This window comes from Oscillospiraceae bacterium, assembly GCA_009780275.1.
In the GTDB taxonomy this organism is placed as follows: Bacteria; Bacillota; Clostridia; order Oscillospirales; family UBA929; genus WRAI01.
In genome coordinates, this window is sequence record WRAI01000017.1 from 40,930 (window position 1) to 53,166 (window position 12,237).

Below are 12,237 nucleotides of genomic sequence, written 5' to 3' on the forward strand. Positions count from 1 at the left end.
ATACCACCTAATATAAATTTTCTGAGTATACTCCTAAACGTTATTAACAACCAACATTTCCCCCACTTGATACGCATCCCCCGCACCCATGGTCAAAATCAAATCGTTCGGCTGAACCTCTTTGCGCAAAATCTCGGCAATCTCGCCAAAATCACTCACTGCCCGCGCGCCGGGTATCAACGCTGCCAATTTCGCGCTCGACACAATACCCTCGTCCGGCTCGCGCGCCGCATAAATATCGGCAACAATCACGCTGTCGGCCAGTCTTAACGCCTCGGCAAATTCGTTGAGCATTTGCGCGGTGCGGCTGTACAAATGCGGTTGAAACACCACGCGCACAGCATTGAAACCCATCTCGCGCACGGCATTGAGTGTTAATTCCACCGCCGTGGGATGATGCGCATAATCATCATAGACCCACGCATCGTTGCACCGCCCTTTCAACTCCATGCGCCGTTCCGCCGACCGAAAGCTCTGTAATGCAACGGCCGCCTCTTGCCCCGGAATCCCCAGCATTTGCGCTACGCCCAACGCACCAAGCGCATTAAGCATATTAAAATCGCCCGGCACACTCAACGCAACGTGCGCGTAAAAACGCCCGTCCACAGTTACGTCAAAACTGGCGCACCCTTTGTCCCACATAATGTTTGTCGCTTGCACATTGTCGCTTTCAGCCAAGCCGAACGTCTTGTACTTCATGCCGTCCAATGCCTCGCGGCAATTCGGACACGCGCCGTTAATCAGCAAAATGCCGTCTTCCGGCGTGTTTTTCGCAAATTGCCTAAAAGCATCCAAAACCGCACCTAAATCGCTAAAAAAGTCTTGATGGTCATACTCAATGTTCAAAATTAGGCTAATTTTCGGATGAAAATGCAAAAACGAATTGTAGTATTCACACGACTCGGTAATCATTAAATTCGAGTCACCCAAACAAAAGCCCTTGGGCTGCGTCGGCGTCCGCGCGCCGATAAACGCCGTGGGCGAGCGGTCGGCAGTCGTTGCAATATGCGTCAGCATTGACGAAGTTGTCGTCTTGCCATGCGTGCCCGCAACGCAAACCGAGTATTCATACGCCGTCATAATCGCGCCCAAGAGTTCGGCGCGTTCATACAACGGAATCCCCAACGCCTTGGCTTGTAAGACTTCAGCGTTGTCATCACGAATCGCCGCCGACCGCACGCAAACTTTTGCATCGCCAATCAAGCTGCCGTCGTGTACTGTCGATATTTCAATGCCCAACGCTTCCAAGTCACCAACACGTTGGCTGTCCTGCATATCCGAGCCACTTACAAAATGCCCCGATTTGTGCAGTAATTCCGCCAATTGCGCCATCGAAACGCCGCCAATTCCAATAAAATGTACCCGAACACCGGGGTTTGACAATAATTCTCGTAATTTCATCGTTGCTCCTTAACCCCGAATTCCGAATCCCGAATTCTGAACTTCTAAATACGCTTCTTCCATCATGTAATGCGAGCCGCAAATCAACACTAAATCGCCATCTTGCGCCGCCTTTAACGCCATTTTAACCGCATTCGTGACTGTCTCGCAGGTTTTTACATCAGCACAATGCGCACTCGCCAACGCGGCTAAGTCCTCGGCAGGCATAACACGGTCGGCATTCGCCGCGGTTGCATAAAACACCTTACAATGCGGCGCAAGTAAACCAACGCATACATCCGCCTGCTTGCCGCGGCGCATACTGACAACGGCGTGAATTTCGCGCCCTTCGTACATTGATCTCAACGAATTCACCAACGCATACATACCGTCGGGATTGTGCGCAACATCCGCCATGACCAGCGGCTTTTCGCTCAAAATCTGCTGCCGCCCCGCCCACTCTACCGATTGCAAACCGTCTTGAATCACTTGCTCATCAACCACTACGCCGCAAAGACGCAGTTGCTCTAAACAGTCAATTGCAACGGCAGCATTTTTAACTTGATGTTCGCCCGCCAACGCCAAACAATACGGCTTGCCGCGGTATGTGAACCGCGTTTGCGCCGGCGTTGCTTCCAAGATAATAATAGACTCCGGCTCGGTAAATGTCAAAGGAATTTCCTTGACAAGCGATTGCTCTAAAATCACGTTCAACACGCCGTCAGACTGCCCGCCCATTGCCACAGCACGGCTGCCACGCTTGAATATACCACATTTTTCGTACGCAATTTGCGGTAATGTGTCGCCGAGGTATTCCATATGGTCAAACGCAATCGCCGTCACCGCCGCAATCAACGGCGGCTCAATCACATTGGTAGCGTCCCAACGCCCGCCCATGCCGACCTCAATCACGCAAAAATCAACGTCATGCGCCGAAAACACTTGCAACGTCACGGCCACAACAATTTCAAATTCGCTCGGCGGCTCTTCCCCGTCGCGTTCCATTTGTTCGATAACCGCCTTGACTGCCGTCATCCGCTCTGCCAATTCGTCCTGCGAAATCATCTCGCCGTTAATACGGATTCGCTCACAAAAATCAAACATATACGGCGACGTACACAACCCCACACGATAGCCCTGTTTACGCAGCACCGCGTCAATCATAGCACACGTCGACCCCTTGCCGTTCGTGCCGGCGACATGAATACAACGCAAGCCTTTTTCGGGATTACCCATCGCATTGAGCAATGCTTGAATGCGTGTTAAACCAGGCTTTGTGCCAAACTTCGCAACACCATGTAAATAATTTAACGACTCCTGATAGTTCACAAACTGCCCAATCCTTCCGTGATTTTCGCCAATTTCGCCATTAATGATGCCTCTTTTTCTCGGTCGGCCGCAACGACATTCGGCGGTGCTTTGGCAATGAATCCCTCATTGTTCAACCGCGCTTGCAACGGCGCAAGCTCTTTTTCCACTTTGACTTTCTCAGCCTGCAACCGCTTGATCTCGGCCTCACGATCAACCAACTGATCTAATGGCAGAAGAATCAGCGCCTCCTGCGTCATTACTTGCACATATCCTGTCAAGTCACTTGGTTTAACATTCGTAACCGACACTTCACTGCCCGAAGCCAACCTACACAACACAGCTTGACCTGCATCATAAGCGACAAGCTCGTCTGTTACAATCATAAGTGCCGTCTTTTTGCTCGGCGGAATATTCATCTCGGCACGCTTGGCACGGATGGCGCGGATAGCTTCCATCACGCGTTCCATCGCCGCGGTTTCTGCCGCATACGGCGCATTGCCGTCAGCTTGCGGCCATGTGCCGCGCACGAGTAAATCACACGGTTTATGCGGCAACGATTGCCATATTTCCTCGGTAATAAATGGCATAAACGGGTGCAACAACGTCAAAATCTTGGACAAAACGTATGTCAACACGCGCTGAACGTCCTGTTCGTGCGCAAATACGCGCGGTTTGGACAACTCGATATACCAATCGCAAAATTCGTTCCACACAAAGTCCACCATCATCTGCGCCGCCATGCCTAAATCGTAACGGTCGATTGCCGCCGTAACATTTTGTACTGTCGTGTGCAAACGGTTAAGAATCCATTTGTCTTCTTGCTGCAATGTATCGGGCAAGCTTGATTCGCTTAATTCAACATCGTTACTCAGTACAAATCTTGCCGCGTTCCATAGCTTATTCCCGAAATTTCGCATAGATTCGCACTTCTCGTCGCTAAACCGCAAGTCGTTGCCGTTGCCTACGCCAATTGTCAACGCCAAGCGCAACGAATCTGCGCCATACTTTTGCACCATTTCAACCACATCAACGCCGTTGTCGAGCGATTTTGAAATTTTTCGCCCATCTTCAGCCCGCACAAGACCGTGAATAAACGCCGTTTTGAACGGCACATCGCCCATGAATTCCAAGCCCATAACAATCATGCGCGCAACCCAAAAGAAAATGATGTCGTACGCGGGGTTGACAACCATTGTGGGATAAAAATACGCCAAATCGGATGTTTTCTCCGGCCAGCCAAAGACCTCAAATGGCCACAATGCCGCCGAAAACCACGTATCCAGCACATCAGAATCCTGCTGCCAATCATTTTGCCCGCATTTTTGGCATTCCTTCGGCACGGCACGCGCCACAACAAGTTCGTCGCACGCCGCGCAAGTGTAGGCCGGAATGCGGTGTCCCCACCACAATTGCCGCGAAATACACCAATCGCGAATATTTTCCATCCAGTGTAAATAAATTTTCGTAAAACGTTCCGGTTCAAACGCCATTTTCCCGTTTTTTACAACGTCTATCGCTTTTTTCGCCAACGGCTCCATTTTGACAAACCACTGCTCACTCGCCAGCGGCTCAACTGTGTCTTTGCAACGATAGCAGCTACCAACGGCGTGAGTGCGTTTTTCGGTTTTTGCAAGCAGCCCCGCTGCTTCTAGATCAGCCAGCATTTTCTTGCGCGCATCATAACGCGCTAAGCCTTGATACTGCCCGCCATTTTCGTTTACAACAGCCTGCCCGTCCAGCACAATCAATTGCGCCAAGCCGTGCCGCTGCGCTACATCAAAGTCATTCGGGTCATGCGACGGCGTGATTTTTACACAGCCCGTGCCAAATTCGCGGTCGACATATTCGTCGGCAATTACGGGGATTTCGCGCCCAACAAGCGGCAGCACCACCATCTTGCCTACCAAGTGCGTATATCGCTCATCTTCGGGGTGTACGGCAACCGCCATGTCGCCCAGCATCGTTTCAGGGCGCGTCGTCGCAACGATCAAATACTCGTCAGTGCCTTTAACAGGATACTTGATATGCCACAAATTTCCTTCACGGTCGTTATGCTCAACCTCATCGTTCGCCAACGCCGTTTCACATTTCGGACACCAGTTGATAATGCGCAACCCTTTATAAATCAAGCCTTTTTCGTACAGCTTAACAAATGCCTCAACCACTGCACGAGAACATCCCTCGTCCATGGTAAAACGCTGACGTTCCCAGTCACAGGACACACCAAGGCTCTTAAACTGCTCAAAAATACGCCCGCCGTACTGTTCTTTCCACGCCCAAACATGTTCAAGAAATTTCTCACGCCCCAAATCGTGGCGCGTCACACCATGCTCTTCGCGCAGCATTTTTTCCACACGCGCTTGCGTTGCAATGCCGGCATGGTCAATACCGGGAACCCAACACGATTCATACCCCTGCAAGCGTTTGGCGCGAATAAGAATGTCCTGCAAACTGTTGTCATAAGCGTGACCGATGTGCAGCTGCCCTGTTACATTCGGCGGCGGCATAGCGATAGAAAACGGCGGTTTATCGGGATTGACCCGGGCGCGAAAAGCGTTTGCGTCCATCCACATGGCATATGTGCGACTTTCAGCAGCGGCATGATTATAGTTCTTTTCCATGACTTATCTCCAATTCGGGTTAAAAATGTATAACTTTAATAGTATATACCATATCGGCGTATTTGTCCACATTGCAGAAAATGCTTGTTGGACGGCATAACCCCAGAGATTGCATCATGCTTTTTTGCCCTTATTTTGTTGCTGCAAAAACATCCCTATACTGACAGCAATTATCGCTACAATGACAATTGCCATAATTTGTCTGAAAAATCTTGCAAAAAGTCCGGCAAAATCAATAAAAAATCCTTGATTATCTAATATAATTTCGCCGGTTTCAATGTCAAAAACCACCGTTCTGCGCTCGTCCGTTCGTATTGTCAGCTCGTTGCTTTCGGCATCAAAGTTTGTAATTGACCAGTTGTACCGATACGGTCTTGCAAAATCCATCTCCCTACGTCTTGTTTCTGCATCAGGATTATTTAACAAATGATGCCTTGAATATGTTCTGACAACTTCGCCATACGCATAAAAAACCAACGACTGGCTCCTGCCCGATGAGCAAGTAACAGACGAAACAAAATACGACATATCATTGGAAAAATACGCCCGCAGCCCCAGCCATGCCCTCCTAAAATGATTGATGGTATATACAAGTTGCCTCGGCTCTGTATTTGTATAAATCGCCGCTCTTTCATCACCATCTTCGTGTTCAAACCGATAATAGCCGCTCTCTTCGCAAAAGACGTAACCGTAGAAACGAAACACCCTTGTTTGGTCCTCTGAGATAATCTCAAACGATTCCGGCGGCGCAATCGACAACGCCATAACAGGCATTACAACAATATTAAGCAGCACTGTAATCAACGCGACCAATATGACTAACTTTTTCATGGCAACTTTTTTGCTCCTTATGCATGGAATGCAAATTTCCGCATTTTTTGGTTGACATAACAACTTTACGCTTTATCCCCCGCGCAACAACCGCCCCGTCCCAACTCTTTTCTAAAAAATATACACCGCTCTGTTTCAACAAATCCCAACCGCAAATGAAATTTATAGCTGTCAACATTATCCAGCAAGCAATCGCTCAGAAACTCGCGGCAACCGTTCTCCCGCGCCCAATGCTCGCACACAGCAACAAGCGCGCGCGCAATACCGTTTTTACGATGTGCTTCCCGAACGTAAATTGCCTCTAAGTACCCGCAAGTTTCGTCGTACGCCTTGCCGTTTACATACTCGCTCCGCAATGCGCCGTGGCTGACGCCGATTGGCCGTTCATCTTCATACGCGAGAAAAAATGCCGACTTTTTGTTTACTAAATCTTTCGCGGTACATTCGCGCAATTCTTCGTACGACTCATCATCGCCGTACAGTTCGCGCAACAGTTCGGTGACAAGCTCAACGTCACTTGCGCCCGCGTTTCGTAGCATAATCGCCATGCTTTTCCTCCTATTTCAACGTCACAACCGTCACGCCATCTTCTCCCTCACCATAACGCCCCAGCCGAAATGCCTTAACCTGCCGATGACCCTTCAAATGCCCATGCACTGCACTTCGCAACACACCCGTACCTTTGCCATGCACAATACGCGCCGTCTCCATCTTCGCCATAACGGCACTATCTAAATATGCGTCAACTTCCGGCAATGCCTCATCAACGTTCTTGCCAAGGATGAGCAGCTCCTGCGGCGCAGTGCGAAATGTCGGTTCATTGCTGCTGCCGTCACCGTGCCCGTAGTTTTTAGCCTCCACGGTCACTCGCTCGCGCTCAATCAGCTGCAATTCATCGACATGTGCCTTGACCTTCAAAATGCCTGCTTGCAACTCAACCTTGCCGTCTTTATCCGGTAACTTGATAACCGTTGCCTGTCCACCCAATTTCAGCATTTCGACGGTATCACCAACTTGTATAGCACATTGTTTAGGCTTTGCAGCTATTTTTCGTTTTATTTGCAAAGCTTTCTCCGTCTCATTAAGCTGCCGCTTCATGCTTGTCCGCGCCTCTTGCAATGTGTCAAAGCTGCCCTTGTTCGCCTTGCGGCGCAAAGCGGCGATTTCCTCATGCACTAAATCGGCCGCCGCCCGCGCTTCGTCTAAGATACGGTGTGCCTCAGTTTGTGCTTTTTCGGCGGCTTTTTGACGCTCGTTTTCAATCTCACGCGCCAGCCTGTCCCATTCGGCGCGTTTATTGCCTGCCAGCCGCGCATGCTCTTCAGCTGTTTGACGCGCGTCTTCCAGCTTCTTTCGCTGGCTGTCGAGTGCCGCGACGACATCCTCAACCGCCGCGTCACCCGTTTCAATATGCCGCACCGCCTGTGTGACAATATGTTCCGGCAGCCCCAGCCGCCGCGAGATGGCAAACGCATTAGACTTGCCGGGCACGCCAAGCAACAACCTATACGTCGGTTTCAATGTATCAACATCAAATTCACATGCCGCATTTTCCACACCGGCCGTCGTCAATGCAAAGGCTTTCAGCTCGGCATAATGTGTCGTCGCAGCAATAACCGCGCCTTGACTCCGCGCGTATTCAATAATGCTCCGCGCCAATGCCGCGCCTTCGACCGGGTCAGTCCCCGCGCCCAATTCATCAAACAAAACCAGCGTATTCTGCCCTGATTGCGCCAAAATAGCAACAATATTCGTCATATGCGCACTAAATGTGGATAGAGATTGCTCAATGCTTTGCTCATCACCGATATCTGCCAATACTGCGCGATAGAGCGGCACTTGGCTACCGTCATCGGCGGTAATAAACAGTCCGCAAGCTGCCATTAACGACAGTAGCCCGATGGTTTTCAACGCAACCGTCTTGCCGCCTGTGTTTGGGCCGGTCACGATAAGCGTGTCAAACGTTTCGCCCAACGTCACGGTAATCGGCACGGCAATTTTTCGGTCAAGCAGCGGGTGGCGCGCACGGCTTAGCGACAACGCGCCGTTTTCTGTAAGCGTCGGCCTGCTTGCGTACATTTCATACGCCAACTTTGCGCGGGCAAAAATGCAGTCTAGCGCAAGCAACATATCATGATTCATCAAAATCGCGTCGCCAACCTCAGAAACATCTCTGCTCAGCGCTGCCAAAATTCGCTCAATTTCAGCGCGTTCGGCGGCCTCCCATTCATGGATTTCGTTGTTCAGCGTCACCACTTCCTGCGGTTCGATAAAAAACGTCGCACCGCTGGAACTCACGTCATGCACCAATCCCGGCACGTCATTTTTATGCTCGTTGCGCACCGGCACAACAAACCGCCCGCCGCGTTGCGTAATCACGGCATCTTGCAACACTTTTGAACGGGATGACACAATTTTTTGCAATACTTCACGCACTTTACTCGCCGCAATACGTTTTTTTCGACGAATATTTGCCAGTTCCGGACTGGCATGGTCAGCAATCTCGTCTTCGCCGAGAATCGCCGTTGTGATAGCGTCTTCGAGACGTTTGATGGGTTGCAAGGCGGAAAAATATTTGCTTAAATGGTTGACATTGCCCGCTTTATCTTCACTCGCATATGACTTTGCCCCCCGCGCCGTGCGCAACAAATCAGCAACCTGCAATAATTCCCCCGTAGACAATACACCGCCGTCGTTTGCCCGCTTGACAATATCTTTCACCGGGCGCAACCCGGCAAAAGACGGACTACCCTGTGTACCGATGCAATCATATGCGTTAGCCGTTTCATCCAGCAAACACTGTGCATCGTGCATATTATTCGCCGGTATAAGTGCCACTGTCCAAGCCTTGCCCTCAGCACTTTGCGCACAATCGGCAAGCATAGCTAAAATACGCGACAACTCTAAGATGCGCATAGATTTTTGCTGCAAGTCCATCATATTATCTCTCCCTTTTGGCACACTTTACAACGGCATTTAGTTGACAAAACTTCACTCACTTCTGATTTCGTTGTCTGCGCAACTACACGCAAGTTTCCGGGATTCCATTTTTGCCGGACACCTGCTCAGCGCTTATGATAACCTCTTATAAAACACCAAGCTCTCAAACGCGTGCGCCAAGTGCGTTTGCAGATAATCTTCAGCCTCATCGCGCCAATCATCATCACTCACGACAAAGGAAAATGCCCGCTCAGTCGGCGCGGTTTGGCTATGATGAATGGCTTTCACACGGTCAGAAGAAAGCCCTTGCGGAGCTTCTAATTGATAACCTGCGATCGCCGCGATGCGCCACTCAAAGACCGCCTTGATATGTTCCAGCGTATACTGAGTGCCACTTAGTTTGTGCAGGGCAGTTAACATCAATCTCAGCAGCGCATCGTCCTGCCTGTCGCCGTCCGCCACGACATCGGCAACGTCGGCCATATATGTTGCCAGTGCCAGCTTCCGTACATCGCTGCGCAACGGCACAAAAAAACTGTGTGCTTCGGCGTCGTTGATAGTCAAGCGTTCGCGGTAGTCGAACACCGAAAATCGTGCATACACCAACGGCTCAACAAACGCCAACAATGGCGATTTGCGCCGCCGCGCACCCCGCGCACGCAACATCACCTTGCCATGCTGTCTGGACAGTACGAGCAGATACGCACTGTTGTCACCATACGGCGTTGCCCGCAACACAAGGGCGTCCAACTCGCTAAATATCTGGCTCATTCGACTGTGTAACCATAGCTCCGCACATGCGCCTGCGAATCACGCCAATTTTTGCGCACTTTGACCCATGTTTCCAAAAAAACTTTGCAGTTAAAGAACTTTTCCAGTTCAATCCGCGCCTGCTCGCCCACTTTTTTCAAAACAGAACCCTGCTTACCGATAACAATCGACTTGTGGCTCTCCCGCTCGCACACAATCGTCACGCCGATGCTCAGCAACCCGGCGCTCTCTTCCCATTGCTCACACACGCAGGCAATACCGTGCGGAATCTCCTGATTCAACGCCCACAGCAACTTCTCACGCACAATTTCGCAAGCATACTGTTGGTCGGGCTGATCTGTCACCATGCCGTCGGGAAAAAGTTGCGGCCCTTCAGGCATAAGCTTTGCCAACTCTTGCTTCAACGCGTCGACGCCATTTCCCGTCCGCGCAGACAACGGTATCATGGCAGTAAAGTCATACTGCTCAGCGTACAGTTGCAACACAGACAGCAATTCCTGTCGCGGCAACGTGTCAATTTTATTGATGACCAACACACAAGGCACGCCCATCGCCTTAATACGCTCCAACAAAATGCCCTCCGGCTTGCCAATACGCGCCACCGGCTCAACAACCAGCACAAGAGCATCAACATCCAGCATGCTCTCATTCACCGTGCGCTGCATGACATCATCCAACTTGTTTTTAGGCTTGTGAAAGCCCGGCGTGTCCATCAACACAAGCTGCACATCGTCATAATACGCCACTGCACTGATTCGATTACGCGTTGTCTGTGGCTTGTTGCTCACAATGGCGACTTTCGCGCCGCAAAGTGTATTGGTCAACGTCGATTTTCCGGCATTTGGCCGTCCGACAATAGTAATTAAACCCGATTTCATCGCAGTTCCCCCAATGTTTCCATAATCTCTTTCTCCCGCGCACGCATCCGCGCTTTTTCCGCGCCCTCGTCAACATGGTCGTAACCCAACAGGTGCAGTATCGAATGTACCGTCATGTAGCTAAGCTCACGCCTAACGCTATGTCCGAACTCAACAGCCTGCTGCTCTACTATCGGCAAGCAGATTGCCACATCGCCCAGAAAAACATCTTCACCGCTCGGGAACGATAGCACATCTGTGGTCTTATCAATATTCCGCGTACGAGCGTTGAGCCCGCGTATGCTTTCTTCGTCTACGCAAGCAACGGCAATTTGACGTTTGCCGTCCACACCCTCACACCGCAACGCACACCGTGCCGCGCGTTTAATTGCTCGCCGCATACTCCACGGCGCGCTCGATACGCTAATTTTTACGTTTCGCATAATTCTCATACGCTTGAATAATCCGCTGTACCATTACGTGCCGCACAACATCTTTATGGCTCAATTCACACTGTGCAATGCCTTCGACATTTCTCAGCACCCGCATGGCCTCAATCAGCCCCGATGGTTTATCTTTCGGTAAATCAACTTGTGTCACGTCGCCGGTGACAACAACTTTGGAGTTCTGTCCCATGCGCGTAAGAAACATTTTCATCTGCTCACGCGAGGTATTTTGCGCTTCATCAAGGATGATAAATGAATCATCTAATGTCCGCCCGCGCATATATGCCAAGGGTGCGACTTCGATTGAACCGCGCTCCATATGCTTTTGATAATTGTCGCCGCCCAACATATCAAACATGGCGTCATATAACGGGCGCAGATACGGATCAACTTTATTTTGCAGATCGCCGGGCAAAAAGCCCAACTTCTCCCCTGCCTCAACCGCCGGGCGCGTCAAAATAATGCGGCTGACCGCTCTATCACGGAACGCCGTCACTGCCGCCGCGACCGCCAAATACGTCTTGCCCGTGCCTGCGGGACCAACGCCCAACGTTACAGTGTTCTTTGCAATGGCATCAATATATCGCTGCTGCCCGGGCGTTTTTGCTTTGATAGGCTTGCCGCGCGCCGTCACACATACCACGCCCTTGCCCATAGCTTCAAGCTGACTGTCCTGCCCGTCTTCCACCATCTGCATGACCATATTGACGTTCTGCTCATCAAGTGCTTCGCCTTTGGCAACCAGCGACAGCAACGCTTGCACCGCCCGCGCCGCCAAGGCTACCACCTCAACCTCACCGCTAATTTTCACCTCATCGCCGCGGCTGACAATCACCACGCCATACTGCTTTTCAATCAGCCGAATGTTTTGGTCAAAGCTGCCGAATAGTGCGATAAGCTCCTCCATGCGGTCTACTTGAATAATCTGCTCCAAAATTACACCTCATAATATAACGTAATGCTCGCTAACACCGCCACGGGTGCGGTTTCACAACGTAATATTCTCGCACCCAGCGTCACAGCTGTCAATGATTGCATCGCTTTTTCGGCTTCATCTTCGCTAAACCCACCCTCGGGGCC

The 12,237-nt window shown here is 50.8% G+C and carries 11 protein-coding genes; all 11 read right to left on the reverse strand.

Translation table 11 applies throughout. The features are described 5' to 3' along the window. Positions 1-33: 33 nt before the first annotated feature. Entirely contained in the window at positions 34-1,401 is a 1,368-nt protein-coding gene (gene murC / locus FWE06_06345) for a UDP-N-acetylmuramate--L-alanine ligase (protein ID MCL2546798.1), read from the reverse strand. A gap of 9 nt (positions 1,402-1,410) precedes the next feature. Next, on the reverse strand, positions 1,411-2,709 hold the full coding sequence (locus FWE06_06350) for a bifunctional folylpolyglutamate synthase/dihydrofolate synthase (protein MCL2546799.1): 1,299 nt from the start codon (positions 2,707-2,709) through the stop codon (positions 1,411-1,413). Further along, a complete protein-coding gene (locus FWE06_06355) occupies positions 2,706-5,312 on the reverse strand; it encodes a valine--tRNA ligase (GenBank protein MCL2546800.1) in 2,607 nt (868 codons plus the stop codon). The genes FWE06_06350 and FWE06_06355 overlap by 4 nt, the downstream gene beginning before the upstream one ends. 114 nt (positions 5,313-5,426) lie before the next feature. Beyond that, positions 5,427-6,143: a hypothetical protein gene (locus FWE06_06360; GenBank protein ID MCL2546801.1), complete on the reverse strand. Its 717-nt coding sequence runs from the start codon at positions 6,141-6,143 to the stop codon at positions 5,427-5,429. 65 nt (positions 6,144-6,208) lie between these two features. Then, a complete protein-coding gene (locus FWE06_06365) occupies positions 6,209-6,691 on the reverse strand; it encodes a GNAT family N-acetyltransferase (GenBank protein MCL2546802.1) in 483 nt (160 codons plus the stop codon). A gap of 10 nt (positions 6,692-6,701) precedes the next feature. After that, complete coding sequence (locus FWE06_06370) at positions 6,702-9,083, reverse strand: endonuclease MutS2 (protein MCL2546803.1); 2,382 nt, start codon at positions 9,081-9,083, stop codon at positions 6,702-6,704. Positions 9,084-9,215: 132 nt separating this feature from the next. Then, positions 9,216-9,854, reverse strand: a complete 639-nt coding sequence (gene recO, locus FWE06_06375; GenBank protein MCL2546804.1) for a DNA repair protein RecO — start codon at positions 9,852-9,854, stop codon at positions 9,216-9,218. Further along, positions 9,851-10,732 carry a GTPase Era gene (gene era / locus FWE06_06380; protein ID MCL2546805.1) on the reverse strand — a complete coding sequence of 294 codons (882 nt, stop codon included), beginning with the start codon at positions 10,730-10,732 and terminating at the stop codon, positions 9,851-9,853. The genes recO and era overlap by 4 nt, the downstream gene beginning before the upstream one ends. After that, positions 10,729-11,154, reverse strand: a complete 426-nt coding sequence (ybeY, locus tag FWE06_06385) for an rRNA maturation RNase YbeY (protein MCL2546806.1) — start codon at positions 11,152-11,154, stop codon at positions 10,729-10,731. Before ybeY ends, era begins: the two co-directional genes overlap by 4 nt. Continuing rightward, positions 11,135-12,094: a PhoH family protein gene (locus FWE06_06390; GenBank protein MCL2546807.1), complete on the reverse strand. Its 960-nt coding sequence runs from the start codon at positions 12,092-12,094 to the stop codon at positions 11,135-11,137. Before FWE06_06390 ends, ybeY begins: the two co-directional genes overlap by 20 nt. Further along, positions 12,094-12,195, reverse strand: a complete 102-nt coding sequence (locus FWE06_06395) for a hypothetical protein (protein MCL2546808.1) — start codon at positions 12,193-12,195, stop codon at positions 12,094-12,096. Before FWE06_06395 ends, FWE06_06390 begins: the two co-directional genes overlap by 1 nt. Between the last annotated feature and the right edge of the window lie 42 nt (positions 12,196-12,237).

Coding starts and splice junctions, on each gene's coding strand:
- FWE06_06365 (MCL2546802.1), bottom strand. CDS start 6,691: ATGGCGATTATGCTACGAAACGCGGGCGCAAGTGACGTTGAGCTTGTC.
- ybeY (MCL2546806.1), bottom strand. CDS start 11,154: ATGCGAAACGTAAAAATTAGCGTATCGAGCGCGCCGTGGAGTATGCGG.
- murC (MCL2546798.1), bottom strand. CDS start 1,401: ATGAAATTACGAGAATTATTGTCAAACCCCGGTGTTCGGGTACATTTT.
- FWE06_06370 (MCL2546803.1), bottom strand. CDS start 9,083: ATGATGGACTTGCAGCAAAAATCTATGCGCATCTTAGAGTTGTCGCGT.
- era (MCL2546805.1), bottom strand. CDS start 10,732: ATGAAATCGGGTTTAATTACTATTGTCGGACGGCCAAATGCCGGAAAA.
- FWE06_06395 (MCL2546808.1), bottom strand. CDS start 12,195: ATGCAATCATTGACAGCTGTGACGCTGGGTGCGAGAATATTACGTTGT.
- FWE06_06360 (MCL2546801.1), bottom strand. CDS start 6,143: ATGAAAAAGTTAGTCATATTGGTCGCGTTGATTACAGTGCTGCTTAAT.
- recO (MCL2546804.1), bottom strand. CDS start 9,854: ATGAGCCAGATATTTAGCGAGTTGGACGCCCTTGTGTTGCGGGCAACG.
- FWE06_06355 (MCL2546800.1), bottom strand. CDS start 5,312: ATGGAAAAGAACTATAATCATGCCGCTGCTGAAAGTCGCACATATGCC.